The 22,004-nt window shown below is 58.7% G+C and carries 19 protein-coding genes; 8 read left to right on the top strand and 11 right to left on the bottom strand.

The features are described from left to right. Positions 1 to 8 precede the first annotated feature (8 nt). From KUF73_RS02575 to KUF73_RS02560, 4 genes are all read right to left on the bottom strand, one after another. A complete protein-coding gene (locus tag KUF73_RS02575; RefSeq protein WP_218436465.1) occupies positions 9 to 1,196 on the bottom strand; it encodes an aromatic ring-hydroxylating dioxygenase subunit alpha in 1,188 nt (395 codons plus the stop codon). A 259-nt stretch (positions 1,197 to 1,455) separates the two neighbouring features. Beyond that, complete coding sequence (locus tag KUF73_RS02570; protein WP_218436464.1) at positions 1,456 to 2,373, bottom strand: LysR substrate-binding domain-containing protein; 918 nt, start codon at positions 2,371 to 2,373, stop codon at positions 1,456 to 1,458. 248 nt (positions 2,374 to 2,621) lie between these two features. Continuing rightward, positions 2,622 to 2,942: a multidrug efflux SMR transporter gene (locus KUF73_RS02565; RefSeq protein WP_218436463.1), complete on the bottom strand. Its 321-nt coding sequence runs from the start codon at positions 2,940 to 2,942 to the stop codon at positions 2,622 to 2,624. A gap of 56 nt (positions 2,943 to 2,998) precedes the next feature. Further along, positions 2,999 to 3,454, bottom strand: a complete 456-nt coding sequence (locus tag KUF73_RS02560) for a carboxymuconolactone decarboxylase family protein (RefSeq protein WP_218436836.1) — start codon at positions 3,452 to 3,454, stop codon at positions 2,999 to 3,001. 224 nt (positions 3,455 to 3,678) lie between these two features. Between KUF73_RS02560 and KUF73_RS02555 the strand changes: the two genes are divergently transcribed. From KUF73_RS02555 to KUF73_RS02545, 3 genes are all read left to right on the top strand, one after another. Further along, a complete protein-coding gene (locus KUF73_RS02555; RefSeq protein WP_218436462.1) occupies positions 3,679 to 5,097 on the top strand; it encodes a PLP-dependent aminotransferase family protein in 1,419 nt (472 codons plus the stop codon). 114 nt (positions 5,098 to 5,211) lie between these two features. Next, on the top strand, positions 5,212 to 5,850 hold the full coding sequence (locus KUF73_RS02550) for an FMN-dependent NADH-azoreductase (RefSeq protein ID WP_218436461.1): 639 nt from the start codon (positions 5,212 to 5,214) through the stop codon (positions 5,848 to 5,850). A gap of 18 nt (positions 5,851 to 5,868) precedes the next feature. After that, a complete protein-coding gene (locus KUF73_RS02545; RefSeq protein ID WP_218436460.1) occupies positions 5,869 to 6,477 on the top strand; it encodes a TIGR00730 family Rossman fold protein in 609 nt (202 codons plus the stop codon). A gap of 67 nt (positions 6,478 to 6,544) precedes the next feature. Here the strand turns inward: KUF73_RS02545 and KUF73_RS02540 are convergent, their stop codons facing one another. Continuing rightward, positions 6,545 to 6,961, bottom strand: a complete 417-nt coding sequence (locus KUF73_RS02540) for an organic hydroperoxide resistance protein (protein WP_218436459.1) — start codon at positions 6,959 to 6,961, stop codon at positions 6,545 to 6,547. A gap of 144 nt (positions 6,962 to 7,105) precedes the next feature. Further along, positions 7,106 to 7,435 (bottom strand): hypothetical protein, encoded by a 330-nt coding sequence (locus KUF73_RS02535; RefSeq protein ID WP_218436835.1) that lies wholly within the window; start codon positions 7,433 to 7,435, stop codon positions 7,106 to 7,108. Positions 7,436 to 7,620: 185 nt separating this feature from the next. Here KUF73_RS02535 and KUF73_RS02530 point away from each other — a divergent pair, with 185 nt between their 5' ends. Further along, a complete protein-coding gene (locus KUF73_RS02530) occupies positions 7,621 to 8,022 on the top strand; it encodes a hypothetical protein (RefSeq protein ID WP_218436458.1) in 402 nt (133 codons plus the stop codon). A gap of 325 nt (positions 8,023 to 8,347) precedes the next feature. Next, complete coding sequence (locus tag KUF73_RS02525) at positions 8,348 to 8,626, top strand: DUF3303 domain-containing protein (RefSeq protein ID WP_218436457.1); 279 nt, start codon at positions 8,348 to 8,350, stop codon at positions 8,624 to 8,626. A 56-nt stretch (positions 8,627 to 8,682) separates the two neighbouring features. On the opposite strand, the gene KUF73_RS02520 is transcribed toward KUF73_RS02525, so the two are convergent. After that, a complete protein-coding gene (locus tag KUF73_RS02520; RefSeq protein WP_218436456.1) occupies positions 8,683 to 9,741 on the bottom strand; it encodes a hypothetical protein in 1,059 nt (352 codons plus the stop codon). Between the two features lie 175 nt (positions 9,742 to 9,916). Here KUF73_RS02520 and KUF73_RS02515 point away from each other — a divergent pair, with 175 nt between their 5' ends. From KUF73_RS02515 to KUF73_RS02505, 3 genes are all read left to right on the top strand, one after another. Continuing rightward, on the top strand, positions 9,917 to 10,456 hold the full coding sequence (locus KUF73_RS02515; protein ID WP_218436455.1) for an RNA polymerase sigma factor: 540 nt from the start codon (positions 9,917 to 9,919) through the stop codon (positions 10,454 to 10,456). Next, positions 10,453 to 11,289, top strand: coding sequence for a FecR family protein (locus tag KUF73_RS02510; protein ID WP_371135396.1), 837 nt, complete (start codon positions 10,453 to 10,455; stop codon positions 11,287 to 11,289). Before KUF73_RS02515 ends, KUF73_RS02510 begins: the two co-directional genes overlap by 4 nt. A gap of 77 nt (positions 11,290 to 11,366) precedes the next feature. Next, on the top strand, positions 11,367 to 13,706 hold the full coding sequence (locus KUF73_RS02505) for a TonB-dependent receptor (protein WP_218436454.1): 2,340 nt from the start codon (positions 11,367 to 11,369) through the stop codon (positions 13,704 to 13,706). Positions 13,707 to 14,990: 1,284 nt separating this feature from the next. Here KUF73_RS02505 and KUF73_RS02500 read toward each other — a convergent pair. The 4 genes from KUF73_RS02500 to KUF73_RS02485 form a co-directional block, all read right to left on the bottom strand. Next, positions 14,991 to 17,420, bottom strand: a complete 2,430-nt coding sequence (locus KUF73_RS02500; RefSeq protein ID WP_218436833.1) for an RND family transporter — start codon at positions 17,418 to 17,420, stop codon at positions 14,991 to 14,993. Positions 17,421 to 17,447: 27 nt separating this feature from the next. Further along, complete coding sequence (locus KUF73_RS02495; RefSeq protein WP_218436453.1) at positions 17,448 to 18,524, bottom strand: YCF48-related protein; 1,077 nt, start codon at positions 18,522 to 18,524, stop codon at positions 17,448 to 17,450. Positions 18,525 to 18,711: 187 nt separating this feature from the next. Beyond that, complete coding sequence (locus KUF73_RS02490; protein ID WP_218436452.1) at positions 18,712 to 20,076, bottom strand: DUF1329 domain-containing protein; 1,365 nt, start codon at positions 20,074 to 20,076, stop codon at positions 18,712 to 18,714. A 33-nt stretch (positions 20,077 to 20,109) separates the two neighbouring features. Then, positions 20,110 to 21,939 carry a DUF1302 domain-containing protein gene (locus KUF73_RS02485; protein ID WP_218436451.1) on the bottom strand — a complete coding sequence of 610 codons (1,830 nt, stop codon included), beginning with the start codon at positions 21,937 to 21,939 and terminating at the stop codon, positions 20,110 to 20,112. Positions 21,940 to 22,004 lie beyond the last annotated feature (65 nt).

Here is a 22,004-nt window from a genome sequence, read left to right as displayed (position 1 = left end):
GGGCCTCCTCAGGCAGACGGTGTGGTGGCGAGCAGTTGACGTGCGGCCCACTGGTGGAAGAAGTGCGTCGGGATGTCCATTTCCGGAGAGAACGCGCCGCCCTTGTAGCCAGGGGAATGACGGCCTTTCTGCATGCCTTCCACGGAGCTGATGTCCTCGGCGAACACCACTTTCCAGGATTCGAGAATCGCATCGCGGCAAGCGGCAAACTCATCGCTGGAAGCGGCTTCGTCACCGACATAAAACAGGCGCAGGTGCTCGATCGTGCGACCCGGCGCGACCGGTTCAAGCTGCATGGCGAAGGCATGGTCGGCCTGGATGCCGAGCAAGACGTTCGGGAAGAACGCGACGTACTCGGCATTTTTCAGGCGATCCAGCGGCCAGCCCGGGAATGTCGGCAGGTGCGTACCGGCCACGTCCGACAGGTTGTAGGCGTAGCTGCCCTGACCGGCGAAGTGCTCGTCGAAGATGATGTTGTAGTGGTCTTCCAGACGCGAGTACGAGTTCAGGCTCGGGTGCACCCACGGCAGGTGATAGGCCTCGCAGTAGTTTTCAACGGCCAGCTTCCAGTTGCAGTTGATGTCCAGCGTGGTGGCGTCATGACCCGGACGGCGGCGCAGCAGGCTCATGCCGTCTTCACCGAGGAACTGGGTCCAGCGTGCGGTCAATGGCGCGAGCATGTCTTCCAGCGGCTGTGCATCGCCGGACAGGTTGATGAACACCATGTCCATCCAGATCGCACTGCGGATAGCTTTCAAGCCGTGTTTTTCACAGGCGAAGCGCTCATCCTTGTGTTGATCGATGCCACCCACATGCGGAGTGCCGCGCAGCCCGCCGTTGAGGTCGTAAGTCCAGGAGTGGTATGGGCAGCGGATAACGCCTTGCACCTCTCCGGCCTCCTCCACCAGTTTCATGCCGCGGTGACTGCACACGTTGTGGAAAACCTGCACCAGGCCTTCGCGGTTGCGCATCAACAGCAGCGGCAGGCCCATGAAATCGACCGGTTTGACCGAGCCGGCCTTGCCCAGATCGCTGGCAAAACCGACACAGGCCCAGGTTTTACCCATGACCTGATCGCGCTCAAGTTCGAAGTAACGTTGTTCGGTATAAAACTCGTTGCTCAGGCCGGTGGCTTCATGGATCGGATTGAGGACGGTTTCGAGGTGATGCACTGGAATTTGTTGGAGGGTGGTCATTATTGTTTTCCCCTGCTGGGCACGGTGTTGAAAGATCGGCAGGCTCACTGGCCAATGTCCGTTGGCAGCAAGTTTCGGAAAACAGGGCATGTCTCGACAAACGATATTTCCAGCGCAATTCATGACTTTTGATCATAAATAGGAGAACGCAAACACCCCTGTAGGAGCTGCCGCAGGCTGCGATCTTTTGATCTTGTTATAAAAAAGCAAAATCAAAAGATCGCAGCCTGCGGCAGCTCCTACAGGGGTGTTGTGGCTGTTAATTATTATTCGGCGTTACTGGAAGTTGATTCATCAACCAACTACGGAAGCGCTTTACACTTTGCCGCATGCCACCACGGGCCAAGGGTTCCAGCAGGCAAAACTGCGCATCGGTTCGCAACACTGTATCCAACGGTCGCACCAGCGCGCCGGTTTGCAGGTAATCATCAACAAGATTCGACCAGGCCAGTGCAACGCCCTGCCCGCTGATCGCCGACTGGATCAGCATCGAATAACTGTTGATGTTGATCCGGCGTTTGGGTTCGACACTTTTCAGCCCCTGGATCTGGAACCACTCGGTCCAGCCAATCCAGTCACGCTGCGGGTCGTCGAGGAACAGCCAGGTGCAGGCCGCGAGGTCTTCGGGCTGCATCAAGCCGGGATGCTTGGCAAAGTAAGCGGGACTGCAAACCGGGTAAACCTCTTCGGAAAACAGCGGCGTGACCTGCATATCCCGAGGTGGCGTACGGCAGTAATACAACGCCAGATCGCAATCCAGACGAGAGAAATCCTTGACCTGGTCGTGGGCGATAATGCGCAGGTCGATCTCTTCGTTTTCCCGTTGAAACTCTGTCACTTTGGGCAACAACCAGAGAGAGGCCATGGCGGTACTGGTGGCAACGGTTACTTGCTCCGCACCTTGCCAATGACGAATTTCACCGGTGGCCTGGGCAACTTGCATCAATGACGCACGAACCGTCTCGTAATATTGACTGGCCGCCGGACTCAATTGAATCGTGCGGGTGGTACGTATGAATAAAACTTTACCTAAATAGTCCTCAAGCAAGCGTACTTGTCGACTAATCGCACCTTGGGTCACATTTAATTCTTGCGCGGCAAGCGTAAAACTCAAATGCCGGGCTGCGGCTTCAAACGCGACCAAACTATTGAGTGGCGGTAAAGGATGGATTTTCATACAGGCAGGTCACGTCGTTATTTTGGTTTTATCGCGGCAGTTTAGCCCTTGATGTTGGAGGTGGACAGCGCCATTGATTTCGGCCAGAGGCCTTCCAAAAAATCGCAGCCTGCGGCAGCTCCTACATCAAACCGCGTATCTGCGTGTAGGAGCTGCCACAGGCTGCGATCTTTTAATCTTCCTGCTGATCAGGTTTTGAAATTCATGCACGCCGAGTTTGTACGCGCCCCACAAACTCCAAATATCCGTCAACTCCCCGATACCAGCTTAAGTCCGATCACCCCGCCCAGAATCACCGCGATACAGAGTAAACGCAGGGGTGCCGTGGAATCTCCGAGCAATGCCATGCCGACAACCGCAGTGCCCGCCGCGCCGATGCCGGTCCACACTGCATAGGCCGTTCCCACCGGCAAAGTGCGCAGCGACAGAGAAAGTAAAAAGACGCTCGACAGGCCGGTGACGACCGTCAAGAGTCCGGGAATCAGTCGGGTGAAGCCTTCGGAACCCTTCATATAGAAGGCGAAGGCGATTTCCAGAATGCCTGCGATACCGAGCAGTGCCCATGTCATGTTTTCAGCTCCTTCAGAGGGCTCACCCGGCATCGAGGCCAGGCGAGCGAATGGGGTCAGGCTTTTTCAGCAGCCGCCGGTGTCGAACGGAACGCCACGCCGAATCGATTGAAAGCGTTCATCAAACCGATGGCATAGGTAAGGTCCGACAGTTCCTTCTCGCTGAACTCGGCCACCACGGCGGCATAGTCAGCATCGGGAACGCCGGTCTGCGCGACGTGTGTTACGGTTTCTGCCCAAGCCAGTGCCACACGTTCGCGCCGAGTGAAGACGTTCCCGGCGTCGTGCCATACCGGCACCAGCACCAACTTTTCGACTGAAACGCCGAGACCGATCAGGTCGCGAGAATGCATGTCAATGCAAAAGGCGCAGCCGTTGATTTGCGAAACCCGCAGGTAAACCAGATCGATCAGTTCGGTGGGCAAGCCGCTCTTTTGCAGATAGCCGTACACATTGCCGAAAGCCTTGTAACCTTCAGGGGAAGCGCTGGAGTAGTTGATACGCGTCATGATGAATCCTTTATTTGGTTGTTTGAAGGACTGCATCGTGCGGCGGCCTGGTCTATCGGAGAAGGTCCATGTTCCGCCTTAAGTCATAGGCCATATTTGCGCAATCATGGCCCAGTCGATCTATGGTTTTATGGACCTTGGAGGCAGTGCATGAGGTTTGTAGGATCAATGTTCATGCCGGTGAATCAGCCTGACCGAGGCCACGGTATTTCCCTCGGAGCCAGAGCATGACCAAAGCCGCCAACAGTTTTTCACCCCTCGACCCCTCTTCCACGGAACCGATTTACCGGCAGATTTACTGGCGGTTCCGCGGGGCGATCACTGAAGGAGTGCTCGCACCGGGCGAACGCATTCCTGCGGCCCGGGCCCTGGCGAAAGAGTTGGGGTTGGCACGGGGGACTATCGATAACGCGTATTCGTTGCTGACGGCTGAGGGCTACATTCAGTCCCGTGGCCAGGCCGGTTCGGTGGTGGCTGAGGGGCTGCAGGTCAGGCCCGCGAACAGTCAGACCGAGCGACCATTGGGCGCAACCGCCAAGGTCTCGATCCGGCACAAGGCACCGCTGCTGCCCTTTCAAATGGCCTTGCCGGCGCTGGATGCTTTTCCGCGAAAAATCTGGGCACAGATCGGGGCACGGTGCGTGCGCTCCACGCAGGTCGCCGATATGGCCAACCCGTCGGCGTTTGGTCTGGAGTCGCTCCGCACCGCGATTGCCGGTTATCTGCAGGTAGCGCGCGGCATTGCCTGCCAGCCCGCGCAAGTGTTCGTGACCTCGGGCTACCGCAATACTCTGGCGCTGATCTCGCAGGCGCTGCTGCAACCTGGAGATGGCGTCCTCGTCGAGAACCCGGGTTACCCGCCTACACGGCAGATGCTTGAGCATTTGCAAATGCGGGTGGCCGCGGTCGCAGTCGACCAGGACGGCATGCAGGTCGCGCAGGGCGTGAAGCGCACGCCGAATGCACGCGCCGCCGTAGTCACGCCGGCCCATCAGAGCCCGCTCTGCGTGTCGCTGTCTTTGCCGCGACGCCTTGACCTGCTTGAGTGGGCAGCGGCCCAGCAAGCGTGGATCATCGAGGACGACTACGACGGCGAGTACCGCTACGTCAGCCGTCCGCTGCCTGCGCTCAAGAGCCTGGACCGGGACGGGCGCGTGCTCTATGCCGGCACCTTCAGCAAGGTGCTGTTTCCCGGCATCCGTCTCGCCTATCTGGTCGTGCCACCCGAGCAGGTCGAGCGCTTTGAAGACATCAGCCAGACTTTCCTCGGTGGCTGCCCGGAACTGACCCAGGCCATCGTCAGTACCTTTGTCACCGAGGGTCATTTCGCCCGGCACATTCAGCGCATGCGCAAGCTCTATGGTGAACGTCGCGAGGCGACAGTCAGGGGACTCACCGCTGTTTTGGGTGAGCACATCAGCATTGATGCCCAGCCCGGCGGTATGCATTTGATTGTGCGATTGACCCAACCACAACCGGATCGCGCACTGGTTGAACGTCTACTGCACGCGGGCATCTACGCCGAAGCCTTGAGCGAGTGTTGTATAGGCCCTGAAGCACATACCGGTTTGATGCTCGGTTTCGCCAATATCGACTCGCAAGCCAGCGCCGAACAACTGGGGAGGCGCATCCTGGCGCTGATTTGAGCCGCATCCGCGCAGAGCGTATGGCCCACTCGCACAGCCGTTTCTTGGCTCTTTGTCAGTGGTCCAGGCCACCACATCATGTAGATCCTGTTTCCCTACACCCCAAAGGATCCCATGAAAATACTGCGCGTGATTTGCAGCCCCAGAGGCACCTCTTCCGAGAGTTATCGGCTTTCGCAAACCCTTATCAACCACTTGATCGACCACCATCGCGGCAGCGATTTCATCATCACCGAGCGCGGTGTCACCGGGCTTGCTCACATCGATGCTGACTACGCCGAAGCAATGAGCAAACGCCGGGAACCTGATGATACCGGCTCCACCAAAGGCACCCTGTTTCGGTCCGAGCAATTGATTCGAGAACTGGAAAATGCCGACTGCGTGGTGATCGCCACGCCGATGCACAATCTGATGGTGCCCTCTGCGCTGAAGGCCTGGCTCGATCATGTGATTCAGGCCGACCGAACCTTCCGGATCACCCACCATGGCAAGGTCGGCGCATTGCATGATCGACCGGTGTATATCGCCATCGCATCGGGTGGCACATTCACTGGCGTCGATGCCCAGCAACCTGACTTCATCCGGCCCTGGTTGACGACCGTGCTGGCAAGCATCGGTTTGCTCAATGTGAAGTTCTTCTCGGTGGAAGGCACCGGGCAAAAACCGGAGGTCCTGAATGTCATCCGAGCAAAAGCCGAGCGGGAAACCGTGCTGTATTTTTCCAGTCACACGCCACAGCTCCAATCGGCATAACTCATCTGGAACTCTTTGATGGCCACTTCCCCAATTCTGCGCAGCATTGCCGTGTTCTCCGGCTCTAATTACGGCTTCAATCCCGAGTACATCGAAGGCGCCAGAGCCTTGGGCCGGGAAATCGCCAAACGTGGCTTACGCCTGGTTTATGGCGGCACCGACAAGGGTTTAATGGGCGTAATGGCCGACACTGTGCTCGCCGAGGGCGGTGAAGTCGTCGGCATAATCACGCGCCTGCTGTTCGACCTCGGCCATCTGCATACCGGTCTGACCCAATACGAAGTGACACCAGACATGCGCAGTCGCAAAACCCGCATGAGTGAGTCCGCCGATGCCTTCATTGCACTGCCCGGCGGCCTGGGGACTTTTGAAGAGTTGTTTGAAGTGGCGACGCTGACGCAACTGGGCGAGCATCACAAAGGGCTTGCCTGCCTGAACATTGGCGGATTTTTCGATCCGGTACGCAGCCTGCTCAACCATGCAGTGAAGGAAGGCTTCATGAAAACCGAACACAGTGAAATGCTGATTTTCAACACTGATCCGGCGGCGCTGATCAATGCACTTGAGCGATGGCAGGCACCGACCGTATCCAAGTGGATTGGCTCTGCGCCTGACGCCAGTAATTAAGGCCCGCACATTGCAATCCCTGTGGGAGCGAGCTTGCACGCTCCCACAGGTTTTGTGTGTCACCGGCTTAAACGAGCTTCACCACAACATTGATGTTGTTGCGCGTGGCTTTGGAGTACGGGCAGTACTTGTGGCCGGTATCGACGATTTTCTGCGCGGTTTCGCGGTCCAGCCTCGGCAGGCTGACATTGAGCCGCGCTTGCAACAGGTAGCCACCTTCATTGGTCCCCAGATCGACTTCGGTGTCCACGGCCACATCCTCGGGCAGCGCAACCTTCAATTCCTTGGCAGCGACCCGCATCGCGCCGATAAAACAGGCGGACCAGCCGGCGGCGAACAGTTGCTCCGGGTTGGTGCCACTGCCTCCTGCGCCCGGGGACGAAAGCTTGATATCAAGAATGCCGTCAGAGCTTTTCGACGCGCCGTCCCGGCCACCTGTGGTGTGGGTTTTGGCGGTGTACAGTACTTTGTCGAGCTGGGTCATGATGATCTCCTGATTGAATGTTGTTTTTGCAATTTCAGGTGAATCAGAAAACGGCCGTCAGGCTTGATGCCAGGCATTCAATATAGACGGCGCAGCCCAACCGGTTGGTCTATCCGACAAAGGCCACCTTTGACCTTCGCAGGTTCATTTACGCGCCAACTTGTACTTCACGCAGTCGCCATAAAAAACCTCCCGCAACGCCGCAGGCTTGATCCGGGTCGGGCTGTCGTAGGTTTGTTCGGTAATGCCCATGGCCATCATGCGCATCCATGACTTGGCAAACTTGTAGGAATGAATTTTTTGTCGTGCGGCATACAGTGAAACCCCAGCCAACTTGAGCTCCTGCGCTTTTGCCGCCGTGCCAGCGCCCCAGCTGCACATATAACGATCGTTGGGCATCAGTTCCCTGGCCTGGGCAGACATTGCGAGGCCTGCAACGCTGAACGAAATCAGCGCGATCCAAACATTGCGCATTTTTACTCCACCTAACCGCCTGAAAATGAAGCGATTCTGGCGACAGGCGAGACACTTGGGGGCCAGCATAATGCCTTTTCTGCAACGCCCCGCCCCAGTGCCCGATTCAGTCAGTTCAAGCGCTTGAGGCATCCGTCCAAAACCCTATGGGCAAACCCGATCACAGCGCTCTATGATTGAACCCCATGACTACCTCTGCTCCGATCCGCCCACCCTGCCCGCCCGGCGCCTGCGACTGCGGGCGTGACCCGTTGCTGGAAACACCGGGGGCGGACGTGCGCATTCTGTTTCTGACCCGCGTCGAAGAAAAACGCCTGATCGAACGCCTGGAAAACCTGCAGAGCCTGACGGACCTGGAGCACCTGCAACGACGCATGTTCGATCAACTGGGCATCCACGTGAACGTCGCCCCCGGTTTCAACGAAGTGCGCACCATGCGCGGCATCGGCATCAGCATCGACGAGTTGCCGGGGCTGTGCCGCAAGACCCGCGCCTCGATCCCGGCCGCGATTCGCCGCGCCTTGGAAAAACGCCCGGAAATCGCCTACGACTTGCTCAATGCCAACGACCTGTTGCGGGATGCGTGATGAACCCGTCGTTCGCACTGACCTTTCCCGATCACGATCGCAACCGATACTGATCAGGCGCACCGCAGGACAATTCATCCGTTCCCCCGCTACAACCGGTGCCTATGTTTCGCGGGTGAAACATACGTGGCGCCCTGCTGTTGAAATTGCCCCGAAAGAGGATCAGCGGTCGTACGCGAAGCGCTGGCCACTGCTATGCCTTCACCTAGGAGATTTCGTTGTAAACCAGCCAGGACGGAACTGGAAACCCGAGTGCGACCCTGGTCCAGGTGCCAATCAGGTACGCGAAGGAAAACAGGTGCCAATCCGCAACAGGAGGTGGCAGATGTTATTCATCGTCAGTTGGTCAATCAGCCCGGAAAACCGTAATGCCGCGGTCGAGCGCTTTCTCAAGACCGGCGGCGCTCCGCCCGAAGGCGTCACGATGTTGGGGCGCTGGCATGCTGTAGGGAGTTCGGCCGGTTTTGGCATCGCCGAAGCCAGTGATCTGGTGCCGATCCAGAAATGGGTGCTGGACTGGAACGACCTGATGAGCATGGAAGTGCATGCTGCATTGACCGACGCACAGATCGCGCCGTTGCTGGCCGGTGTTGGTGGCAAGTAGCGACCGTTGAGGCGGCGAGTACTGTGCGCCGCCTCTTATCGCACGTCGGTGTTCAGTCAGGCGCGCTTCCAGCAATCCGAAAATCGTGCGCACACCCCGTATTGCTCATCCATTTTCGCCATTCGCTCCAGATGGTTACCGACGGTTTCAATCGTCAAACGGTTGCTGATCTGGAAGTAGTAAATCGCCATCGCCTTGTATTCGGCGAATGCTGCCGCATTGGCAGGTTTGGCCCATTTGTCTTCCGGCAAGGCCCATTGCTCCAATTGCTGATCGTCGAGTCGTTGCAGGCGCACGCGGTATTCGGCGGTGTAACGCTTGAGTGTCTCGCCTTTTTTCCCGGCCATTTCGTCTTCAAAGGCAATCAGATTCTGGCGATACAGCGCCCAATAGTCGTCCGGTAGCGTGAAGCCGAGTTTCGCCTTGCGCTCGGCGATCAACTGGTCGAGGTGTTCCGGGGTCGAACGGGTAGCCTTGGCCGGATCGGGCTTCATCGAGGCAATCACGGAGCTATCGATGATTTGATTGATCAACGTCACGCGACGCGGTGTATCCGGCAATGCGTCCGGCAATTTCGGGAATATCGCGTTACGACCTACGCAGGCCGCGACGCCATTGCGGTCCAGCAACATCGGCGTGCGTACATCCTTGCCATCGACACGTTGCACGCGGTGCAACGTCGTTTTGCAATATCCGCCCCCGGCACTCAGGGTCACTTCGTACTCCGCACCCCGTTGCGGCGTGAGGTTAAACCCGGTGCCACATACCGAATAGCCGCCCAGAGTCTGGGTACGCAGAAAAGTATCCTGGTCGGGTTTGAGCTTGATTTCCAGGTAGCCCTTGGCATCGGCCGGCGGCGCGACACTCATGCCGACCCGGCGCTGGCTTTGGCTGGTGAACAGGTTGTTGAGGGGGCCTGTGGTCTGGCCATCACAGTGCGCAGCATCGAAGTAATCGAGCGTTGCGTTTTGGGTATTACTGATAAAACGCAGCTTGGCGGCGTCTGGCTCGGCGGCATCGGGATAAGTGCCATTGATAGTGCAACCGCCAAGCAAAGCAGAAAACAGCGCGACCGTGGCAAAGGCGCGCAACGAGCCAAAATGGAGTGCCAACATGTTCGTCCTTGAAGGGCGTGGATCATGGAAAGCGCGGAAGGCTACTAAATCGCCACCATTCTGTCCATGCAGGCATTGCGATCCTGGCCGTGCCAATCAGACCGTATTTTTAGGCTATGAATGAAAAGACTTCTCATTTATATTTGCTGTCGCTCTGCCTCGCCTCAGGTCTGTCATGCCCTTCGACCCGGTCAAACCATCGCTGATCAGCACCCTGGTGCGTCATTACGACGAGCTGGTCGACCATGTGCGTCGGCGTTTCGGCGATCGGGGTTTTGCCCGCGAGGTGGTGCACGACGTCTGCGTGCAATTGCTGGAGAAACGCGAAAAGGATAACGTCCATACGCCCCTGGCATTGCTGCGCAAGATTTCCCATGATCAAGCCGTGAGCCGTTATCGTAGCGAGCGCCGGCGTCAGGCCTGGGTGGTGGCGTTACCGGAATTGCCCGACGCGGCGTGCGAAGCGCCCTTGCCGGCGCAGCACTATGAAGCGGCCCGGGAGTTCGATCGCCTGGCCCAGGCCATCGCCCAACTGCCGGCGCGCTGCCAGATGGTTTTTGTCATGCATAAAATCCATGAGTTGCCTCAGGCTGAAGTGGCTGTGCGAATGGGCATTTCCTTGAAGACCGTGGAAAAACACCTGCGCCTGGGCCTGGCTGCCTGCCGCGCGCACCTTGATCGCACGACGCTTGATGACATGGAGCCTGCCCAGTGAGCCAATCGTCTGCCCCCTCGCCATTGTCCCGCGAAGAAGAAGCACTGACGCGCCACCGCGAAGAGTTGCGCAACCGCTTTCCGATGCCAACCCCAACCCCGCGCAAGTCACACAAGGCACTCGGGGCTGCGGTGCTGCTGCTAGTGCTTGGCGCGGGGCTGGCGTGGATCGACCCGGCCTACCAGACCGAGCAATTCCATACCGTCATCGGCGAGCGTCGCGTTGTAAAACTCGACGATGGCAGCCGCATGACCCTGGACAGCGACACGCGTGCGACGGTGGCCTGGCATCTACGCTCGCGGCGTGTGGCACTGCAAACCGGGCAGGCATTGTTCGATGTGTCGAAAACCCTTGTCCGTCCCTTCCAGGTCGATGCCGGTTTGGCGCAAGTCAAGGTGTTGGGCACACTGTTCAGCGTCAGCCATTTTGAGGGCGCCGTGCGTGTGACCCTGGTGCGTGGTGCCGTCAGCGTCAACGACACTACCGAAGCCAGGCACACCGTGCAGCTCGTTCCGGGCCAGCAGGTCGACGTGCGAAAAAACCTGCTGCAGCCACCGACAGCCGTCGACGCCGATGCAGCCATAGCCTGGAAAGACAGCCGACTGATTTTCGACCACACGCCGCTGGCCGAGGCACTGACGCAGATCCAGCGCTACCGCAAGCCATCGATCGTGCTTGACGACCCGAAACTGGCCAGCCTGCCGATCAGTGGCGTGTTCGACAACCGTAACGTTGAAGACCTGCTGAATCTGCTGCCGAGCATCCTGCCAGTGAGTCTCAATGCCGAGTTCGATGGCACCCTTCATATACGGCGCAAGGCTGCAAAAAAATAATTTCAATCAGGGGTAGGGTTTTCCGACGCTCGTGGCGGCTAGTAGGTACAGCTCTCACTTTCCAAGGAACACCGTCCATGAAGCACCGCCGGCACTTGCCATTGTCCGCCCTCGCCACCAGCCTGTTGCTCGCCCTTGCGGCACCCGCCCAAGCACAGGAACAGGTCGAACTTGACCTGCCCGGTACCCGCCTGGACAAGGCGCTCAACACCCTGGCGCGGCAATCGTCGGTGCAAATCATCTTTGCCAGTGACATCACGGTGGGCAAGACCACTCAGCCGCTCAAGGGTAGCTACACGCCGGAGCAGGCGTTGTCGCAATTGCTCGATCACAGCGGCCTGCAATCGCAGGTTCGCGATGAGCATACGTTCATCATTGTCCCCGCATCAGAGCAGGCACCCGCAGCCGCCAAGCCTGCCGAAGTCGAGTACATCGCACCGATGGTGATTCGCGGCGATGTGCTGGGTGGTGCCACCGACCCGGAAATCCTCACCTACCCCGGCAGCCGCTCAATGGTCAAAGACGCAGACCTGCACAAAGCCAGCGTGCGCAGCGTCGACGATGCATTGCAACGCGTGCCCAGCGTGAAAATCTTCGACGAAACCGGCACCGGTGCCCTGCCGCAAATTTCCGTGCGCGGTTTGTATGAAAGCCGCAGCGGCCGGGTTCAGGCCTTGTCCGACGGTATTCCCCTGGCCCTCGCGCCTTACGGCCAGACTGGTTTGTCGCTGTTCCCGGTGACCCTGGCCACCGTCGACCGCATCGACGTGGTGCGCGGCGGCGCAGCCGTGCAATACGGCCCGAACAACGTCGGCGGCGTGATCAACTTCATCAGCAAACCGATCCCCAAGACGTGGGAAACCACTTTGCAGGAACGCACGACCTTCAACGCCGGCGGCCACCAACTGTGGGACACCTACCTGGGCACCGGCGGTTACCTGACCGACAATTTCGGCCTGCAACTGGACCTCAACACCCTCAATGGCGACACCGCCCGCGAACACTCCGACAGCGACATCCAGAACTATCGCCTGCGCGGCCAGTGGAACATCGACGATGACCGCGACCTCAGTTTCGGCGTGCAGCATTACCAGGCCGACATGGATCTGGCCGGCGCCCTCAGCGTCAAGGACTACAAAGACGACCCGCGCCAGTCGACCCGGCCGCTGGATCGCTTCGAAGGCGACACCGACCGGGTCTGGGGCACCTACACCCAACAACTCGGTGCGATGGGGCCGTTCGATTCGGTGGAGTTCAGCTGGACCAACTTCGCCCACAACAGCTACCGCAACTTTGTGGTTGGCTTGCCGTTCACGCCGGATGGCACGGCGGTGACCAAACAGGACGGCCCAAGGGACTTCAAGGTCTGGAGCAGCGAGCCACGGCTGAGCATGAGCATCGACGGCAACTCACTCAGCCAGACCTGGCTGCTGGGCGCGCGATACGTGCGTGAAGACATCGACTACAAGGTCAACCGCGAAAGCCTCGCCACGGGTAGGACCACGCCGTTTCGCGACTGGACCTTCGATGACGAAGCCAAGGCGTTTTACATCAACAATGCCATCGGCCTGCTTGATAACCGCCTGACCATCACGCCGGGCGTGCGCTACGAAAACGCGACAATGAAATACGACGACGGCATCACCGGCTTCGAACACGAAAACAAATCCGAGGAGTGGTTGCCGGGCCTGACCGTCGGCTTCCAGGCCAGCGATGACTGGTTCGTCTACGCCAACGCGCAAAAATCCCTGCGCCCGCCGCAAGTGACGCAGATCGTCAAGGAAGGCGACGTCGGTGCCGAACTGGCCTGGAACTATGAAACCGGCGTGCGCTACACGCCATGGCAAGGTCTGCGCGTGGACGTCGGTCTGTACCGCATCGATTTCAGTGATCAGATCGTCTACAACGCCACCATCGATCGCTTCGTCAACCTTGGCAGCACCCGTCATCAGGGGATCGAGAGCGAAATTTTCTGGACCCCGTCAGCCCTGCCCGATCTGGACCTGCACGCCAGCTACGCCTACCTCGACGCCAAACAGCGCAACGGCGAATTCAATGACAACGAAGTGCCGTACGCTTCGCGCAACCAGTTCAACATCGACGGCCGCTATCACTTCGCCGAACACTGGACCTACAGCCTCGATGGCCTCTTCGTCAGCAGCGCCTACACCGACGCCGCCAATTCCGGGGACGAGGACAAGACTGCATCGGTGGGCAAACTTCCGGCGTACTGGGTATGGAACACCGCGCTCGAACGGGAATTCAAATTGCAGGACCACAGCGTCCTGACGGCCTCGGCCGGGGTCAGCAACCTGTTCAACCGCGAGTATTACTTCCGAGGCATCGACACCAGCCCGTGGGGTCGGCAGCCCGCACCGGAGCGTTCGTTGACGTTGGGGCTCAATTACCGATTCTGACCAAAACACGTCATCCATCGACACCCTGATCCCTGTAGGAGCTGCCGCAGGCTACGATCTTTTGATCCTGATCTTAAAAAATCAAAAGATCGCAGCCTCGTTCCACTCGACAGCGCCTACATCGGATTGCGTTCCTGTGTAGGAGCTGCCGCAGGCTGCGATCTTTTGATCTTGATCTTAAAAAATCAAAAGATCGCAGCCTCGTTTCACTCGACAACTTCTACATCGGATTGCGTTCACTGTGTAGGAGCTGCCGCAGGCTGCGATCTTTTGATCCTGATCTTAAAAAATCAAAAGATCGCAGCCTCGTTTCACTCGACAGCGCCTACATCGGATTGCGTTCACTGTGTAGGAGCTGCCGCAGGCTGCGATCTTTTGATCTTGATCTTAAAAAATCAAAAGATCGCAGCCTCGTTTCACTCGACAGCGCCTACATCGGATCGCGTTCCTGTGTAGGAGCTGCCGAAGGCTGCGATCTTTTGATCTTGATCTTAAAAAATCAAAAGATCGCAGCCTCGTTTCACTCGACAGCGCCTACATCGGATTGCGTTCACTGTGTAGGAGCTGCCGCAGGCTACGATCTTTTGATCCTGATCTTAAAAAATCAAAAGATCGCAGCCTCGTTCCACTCGACAGCGCCTACATCGGATCGCGTTCCTGTGTAGGAGCTGCCGAAGGCTGCGATCTTTTGATCTTGATCTTAAAAAATCAACAGGTCGCAGCCTCGTTTCACTCGACAGCGCCTACATCGGATTGCGTTCACTGTGTAGGAGCTGCCGCAGGCTGCGATCTTTTGATCCTGATCTTAAAAAATCAAAAGATCGCAGCCTCGTTTTACTCGACAGCGCCTACATCGGATTGCGTTCCTGTGTAGGAGCTGCCGAAGGCTGCGATCTTTTGATCTTGATCTTAAAAAATCAAAAGATCGCAGCCTCGTTTCACTCGACAACTCCTACATCGGATTGCGTTCACTGTGTAGGAGCTGCCGCAGGCTGCGATCTTTTGATCCTGATCTTAAAAAATTAAAAGATCGCAGCCTCGTTTCACTCGACAGCGCCTACATCGGATCGCGTTCCTGTGTAGGAGCTGCCGAAGGCTGCGATCTTTTGATCTTGATCTTAAAAAATCAACAGGTCGCAGCCTCGTTTCACTCGACAACTCCTACATCGGATCGCGTTCCTGTGTAGGAGCTGCCGCAGGCTGCGATCTTTTGATCCTGATCTTAAAAAATCAAAAGATCGCAGCCTCGTTTTACTCGACAGCTCCTGCATGGGTGGTGTTGGGTTATCGCACTTTGCGCAACAGGAAATGCGACAGCGCCGGGATCAGTACCAGTGCCCCAACCATGTTCCAGATGAACATGAACGTCAGCAGGATGCCCATGTCCGCCTGGAACTTGATCGGTGACCAGGCCCAGGTGATCACGCCCGCGGCGAGGGTGATGCCGACCAGCGCCACGACTTTGCCGGTAAACGAAACGGCGTTGCGGTAAGCCTCGGTCAACGACAACCCGGCACGTTGCTGCGCCAATTGCACGCTCAACAGGTACAGCGCGTAGTCCACGCCGATCCCCACACCGAGGGCGATTACCGGCAGTGTGGCAACTTTCACACCCATGCCCAGCCAGACCATCAACGCTTCGCAAAGGATCGAAGTCAGCATCAACGGCACCACCGCCACCACCACCGCGCGCCAGCTGCGGAAGGTGATGAAGCACAACACAATCACCGCGCCATACACATACAGCAGCATGGTCCGGTTGGCGTCGCGCACGACAATGTTGGTCGCCGCTTCAATCCCGGCACTGCCGGCGGCGAGCATGAACTGGCGTTCGCCATTGCTGTGCTCGCGTGCAAAATTTTCGGCCACCTGCACCACGCGGTCTAGAGTTTCTGCCTTGTGGTCCGAGAGATAGGCCACGATCGGCATCATCGAACAATCGTTGTTGAACAGGTCGGGGCTGCTCACCGAGGCCTGCTGCGCGCCATAGTTCAGCACGTTCTGGTTGCGGGCGATGGTCAGCCACTTCGGATTGCCCTCATACGAACCGGCAGTAATCTGCCGCACCGCATTGACCAGCGACACCGTGGTTTGCACCCCCGGTTGCTGCTGCAACAACCAGCCCAGGCGATCGGCTTCCACCAGGCTTTCGTACTTCAGGCAGCCTTCGCTCGGGGTCTTGAGCATGATTGCGAACTGGTCGCTGGACAGCGAATAGTTGGCAGTGATGTAAGCGTTGTCGCGGTTGTAACGCGAGTCGGAACGCAGCTCCGGCGCGCCGGGGTCGAGGTCGCCGATCTTCAGGTGATGGCTGACGACAATCCCGCCGACCGCCAGCACAGCTGAAACCACCACCGCGACCGTGGCCCAGCGGCGTTCGGTGAACTTGTCGAGAAAACTCCAGACGGCGCCCATGCCTTTGCCGCGCAGTTCTTTATTCTCGGCGCGCAAACTGCGCTCGGCCGCCTTGCGACTGACGCCCCAGTACGACAGCAACACTGGCAACAGCACCAGGTTGGTAAAGATCAGCACCGCGACGCCAATGCTGGCGGTGATCGCCAGGTCTTGAATCACCGGAATGTCGATCAGCATCAACACCGCAAAGCCCACGGCATCTGCCAACAGCGCGGTGAGGCCAGCCAAAAACAAGCGGCGGAAGGTGTAACGCGCGGCGACCAGTTGATGGGTGCCACGCCCGACGTCCTGCATGATCCCGTTCATCTTCTGTGCGCCGTGGGACACGCCGATGGCGAATACCAGGAATGGCACCAGGATCGAAAACGGGTCCAGCGCGAAGCCGAACAGTGCCACCAGCCCCAACTGCCAGACCACTGCAATGACCGAGCAGAGAATCACCAGCGCCGTACTGCGCACGCAGCGGGTGAAGTAGAAGATGATCGCCGTAGCAATCAACGCGGCGGCACCGAAGTACAACATCACCTGCATCAGGCCATCGATCAGGTCGCCCACCAGTTTGGCGAAACCGATCACGCGGATCTTAATCGGGCCTTTGCCTTCTTCGCCCACGACGCGAACGCTGCCTTCGAACTCGTACTTGTCGCGAAGTTTTTCTTCGAGGGTTTTCGAGAACTGGTGGTAGTCGATGCCCTCGCCGGTGACCGGGTCTTTCTCCAGCAACGGCACGAAAATCATGCTCGATTTGAAGTTGTTGCCGATCAGGCTGCCGACGATCCCCGAGCGTGCAATGTTCTGCCGCAACTGCTGCACGCTCTGCGCCGAACCGTCATAGGAGTCGGGCATCACCGGGCCGCCCTGGAAGCCCTCTTCGGTGACTTCCGTCCAGCGCACGGCCGGGGTCCACAGCGACTTCATCCACGCCCGGTCAACACCTGGGGTCACGAACAATTCGTCGTTGATTTCCTTCAAGGCGTCCAGGTAATGCGGATCGAAAATATCGCCGTTGCTGCTCTCCACCACCACCCGTACCGCGTTGCCCAAACCCCGCAGGGCCTGACGGTTTTCCAGGTAGTTTTTGATGAAGGGCTGGCTCTGCGGGATCATTTTTTCGAAGCTGGCATTGAGCGTCAGCCGCGTGCTCGCGAAGTAGCTCAGCGCCAGCGTCACCATCAGGCAGGCCAGCACCACCCACAGGCGGTTATTGAAAATCAGCCGTTCGAGGGCGTTGCCGGAGCGGGCATCGAAGCCCTTGAGCTCGCGGATGACCGGCATTGTTTCGAGTTCGTAGTGACCCATCATGCTGTTCTCTTTGTAATGCCGGGCTTATTCGAGGGGCAGTTGGCGCAGGCCGCGCGTGCCTGCGAGCACCAGTGAACCGCCACTGACCACTTGCGCGGCGGCGACCGGCGCCAGTGTCGTGTTTGGCTGGAGTTGAAAACTCGCACCGTCATCGGCGCTGACCAACACATGACCGGCCTGGCTGACCAAAACAATCCGGCCATCGGCGGTGATGCTGCTGGCGGTAATGCTCAGGGGCAGGCCAAGGTCGATCTTGTTCCAGGTCGCCCCACCATCGGTGCTGCGGAAGACGTTGCCGCGCAGGCCAAACACCAGCACGACGCCGGGCTTGCCAGTAACGCCGAAAAAGCTGCCGTTGTACGGGGTGGGCATCGCGTTGAAACGACCGCTCGCGCGATCCAGCTTCATCACCAACCCTTGTTCGCCGACGATGAACAACTCGTCACCGACCGGGCGCAACGCGTAGAGGTTCAGCGCGCCGGGGTTTTCGGTGCGATCCAGCAATGGCGTCCAGCGCTGGCCGCCATCGTCGGTACGGAAAATCAGATTGAACGCGCCGACGATGTAGCCGACTCGCTCGTTTTCGAACCAGACATCGAGAAAGGGTTTGTCGGCACCCTCCTCGACCATGCGTTGCGCTTCGCCGACCCGCGCTTGCAGGTCCGCGTCATCCGGTTGTTTATCGAGTTGATGCTGGTAGTAAGCGAGCATGATCGGACCGACCTGACGCCCGTCCAGTTGCCGACGCCAGGTCTGCCCGCCATCGCTGCTGTGCAGAACCACGCCATCGTGACCCACTGCCCAACCAAGTTCCGGCGTCGGAAAATGCACCGACACCAGGTCCGAACTGACCGGCACCTGCGCCTGCTGCCAGTGCTGGCCGGCGTCGTCGGAATAGAGGATGTGCCCGCGCTGGCCGACGGCGACCAGTCGATCACCGGCATGCGCAAGCCCGGTCACCATGGAATGTGCGGCCAACGCGCTTTGCAGCGCCGGCGTGTCGAGTACATCGGCAAATTCGCCGGCAATCACCGGACGGGTAAACGGCACGGCCATTGCGGCCGCGAGGGCGGCGAGCAGAGCCCATTTGATCATTGTCATTATTGTTATCTCGGGTGCACACCACAGAATCTCTGTGACCTCCCATGTAGGAGCTGCCGAGTGCAACGAGGCTGCGATCTCTTGATCTTTTTTTTCAAGATCAAGATCAAAATCAAGAGATCGCAGCCTCGTTGCACTCGACAGCTCCTACATGAGGTTTCACGGGGGTCGCCGTGGATCGCGGGGTTTAACGGATACCGGTTCCCGCCAGCGACTCGGCAGACCACTGGGCCTTGGACAGCGGGTCGATGTACTTCAGGCCACCGTAAGGCCCGTAGAAACCGTTCATGTTGTAGGCACCGGAAACCAGGTCGTAGAGCATGTGGTTGATGGTGTCCGGGGCCTGCACGTCGTAGCTGTAGGTCAGGTGCGAGAAGCCACCGCGATAGAGCTGGCCACGCGCGTCATACTCGTCGGACGCCAAAGCAATCCAGCTGTCCTCGTCGAGATAGAAAGTGCGTTTGCTGTAGATATGACGTTTGCCCGGCTTGAGCGTCGCCTCGACCACCCACACCCGGTGCAGCTCCCAGCGCAGCAGGTCAGGGTTGACGTGGTTGGCCTTCATCACATCGGCCGCGTCCTTGTGGTAGCTCAGCTTGTAGGTGTTGTACGGCACGTAGAGTTCTTTCTTGCCGACAAGCTTGAAGTCGTAACGGTCCATCGCACCGTTGAACAGGAACGCGTCGTCGTAGGTGGCGGCGCCGACAGTGCCAGGGTTTGGCGTGTCGTAGGCCAGGTCCGGCGCCAGCTTTACCCGACGTTGCCCCGGCAGGTATTGCCAGGCGCGTCGAGGTTGTTTCAGCGGGTTGACCGAGTCCATCAGCAACAGTGCTTCACCGGCGCGACGGGCCGGACCGGTGTAGGTCAGCTTGATCTTGTAGAAGGTTTCATCGGGACTGACAGGCCCCGCAGCGCGCGTCGGGGCATAGAGCGGGTATTCGATGTTGAAGACGCCCGTGGAGCTCAACGATGCGGCACCGGACGAGTCGACGTTCCAGGAGTCGTACTTGTTGGTCATGCCCACGCCTTGATAACGCAGCAAGTGGTTCCACATTGCTTCGTTGCCATCAGCGGGGATCGGGAACGGCACGCCCGGCAGGACGTTTTCCAGCGACAACCCGCCGTCAGTGGTCTTGGCAGTCACCGCATTTTTTGCGGTGTTTTCCAACACGCCTTTGGGCAGCGCAACGCTGCGGTGCGTCGGGTATACGTCGAGGCGATAGGTCGGGTAGCGCGTGAGCAACGCTTGGGCCGTCGCCGTGAGTTTGTCTTTCTGCTCGGCGACGTCCTTGCCGGTGATCACCAGGCGCGGTTTTTCATTGCCAAACGGGTCCGGGCGGAACGCGTCGCCGCTTTTGAAATCGGCCGGCGCCGTGGTCAGGCCGCCGGTGTAGGCCGGAATGCTGCCATCGGCGTTGGCGGCTTTGTCAGCGCCAACCGAGGTCAGGCTGGTGCCGAGTTTGGCGGCCTGGTCGGCGCTGACTGCCGCGTGTGCGGAGCCTGCAACGGCCAGCGCCAACGCGCTGGCCAATACTGATTTTAGGAAGTTCATGGGGGTGTCTCCTGTTAACACACAGCTCGAAGATCAGAGGGTGGTTTTGAAAGTGAAAGTGACCATGCCGCGATCCTTGAGCTGGGCCGGTGTACCCGCGAATGCGGTGGTCTGGCCAGGAACGCAGTTGTACTGGCCATTGGCGCCGGGAGCGGCACCGTCACCATGTACAGCGGCACTGCCAGCAGAGCCGCAGGTATCGAAGTCGCCGAAGTTGTCGACGTATTTGAGGTCGAAGCGGTATTGGCTGCGCACGTCCATGCCAACGCCGACCGAGTAACTGCCAGTGCCTTTATTGCCGCCCAGTTGCACCGAGGACTGCCCCGCGAGGCCGACGTTGTAGCTGACCGGCAGGAACATATCGACACCAGGGAACACCTGGTACCAGGTCGGGTTGAAGTTCATGCCCAGGATGTAGTTGTCCTTGGAAACCTTGTCGACGCCGTGATACCAGTCTTCGCCCTTGAACAGTTGCTTGTTCTCGGTCACGTCCAGCCAGCGGCTATAGCCGAGTTCGACCAGCAACGACGAGGTATCCCACAGCGGCGTTTCGCCGAATGTGGTCAGGCCGTTGAGCACCGCGTGCACGGTGTTGCCGCGTGCCACGCCGTTGTCGCCGTCGAAGCTGCTGATAAACCCGGGGGCATTCGCCGCACCCAGCGTTGGGTTGACGGTAGCCGGGACGCTGGCCAGTGGCATGTTGTGGCGATAGTTGAGGTCGAAACCGACGCTCACGCCCGCGATGCTTTTGGCCAGGCTGAAGCCATAGACGTCGATGTCATCGACATAGAACTGGTTGTAGCTGCCGGCATTACCGGAAATCAGCTGGGCCGGACCAACGGCGGTTGGTTGCAGCACCAGGTTAGGCAGGATGTCCGAGGTTTTGCGGTAGTAGAGGCCCATCGTGCCGTCGAGCCACGCCGGGCTCCACTTGGCCATCAAGCCAAAGTCGCCGCTGTTGCTCGGGGTGTAGGTGTGACCGTTAGTCAAGCGCAGGAACTGGTTGGCACCCAACGGCCCCGGCGTGCCGAAGCGAGGATTCTGTGCAGCGATCAGCGACAGGTTGTGGCCGCCACTTTGAAGCCCGTCGTTGAACCCCAGGTACGTGCCGGATTCCGGCAGGCGTGCTGCGTCCCAGTCGAGGAAGTACTGCGCCGCCAGGGTCAACTCCTGATTGACGGTGAAGCTGGTGGACAACTGGTTGCGCGGAATGAACAGCTCTTTGGCTTCGGTGCCCGGCACGGCGAGCGCCTTGGACAAATCCAGGCCCGACTGGCCATAGCTGTTGCCGTGCGCGAACGCCAGCACGCTTTCGCCCCAATACAGGGTGTGCTTGCCTGCCTTCCCGCTGAGCAGCGATTCGTCGCCGATCTCGGTGCTGCCGAACACAAAGGCGTCGAGAATTTCCGAGGACGGGCCGTTGTAATAACGGTCGGCGTAGCCGCTCTGATGATTCGAATCGGGCTTGCCGTTGTTCAACTGATTGGTCGAAGGATTGAAGCTGCCGACATCGTCATAGGCATGGTCGTACCAACTGTTGGCACTGACCCGAAAGCCCATCTGCTTCTTGTACACCACGTCCAGCTCCGAGAGCACGTCGAGGCGCTGGGCCACCGGGCTGCCAGAAGAAAAATTGCGATCGCCGTCGTTGTTGTTCCACGCGTTGGCCAGTTTGCTGTTCGGCGCTTCGACCCGTTGGGCGTAGTTGAATTTCAAGGTGTTGTCGAAACGAACCGACAGGTCTTCATTCCCCGTATCGAACTCAAATGCCTGCACCGGCGTCATTCCCAGCCCGGCGAAAACCGCCGATGCCAGCAGCCCGCGCCGCAGATTTGGATGGCAGATCTTATTGTTGTTATTCATCTAGCGTGCTCGCCTTCTCTGTGGTTTCACGAAAAGTCATTCAAGAAAATGACGGATTTGACGCA

The sequence above is a fragment of the Pseudomonas sp. PD9R genome, from assembly GCF_019200975.1.
GTDB lineage: Bacteria > Pseudomonadota > Gammaproteobacteria > Pseudomonadales > Pseudomonadaceae > Aquipseudomonas.
Note: the sequence above shows the minus strand (reverse complement) of the source record. Positions and strands in the feature narration are given on the sequence as shown.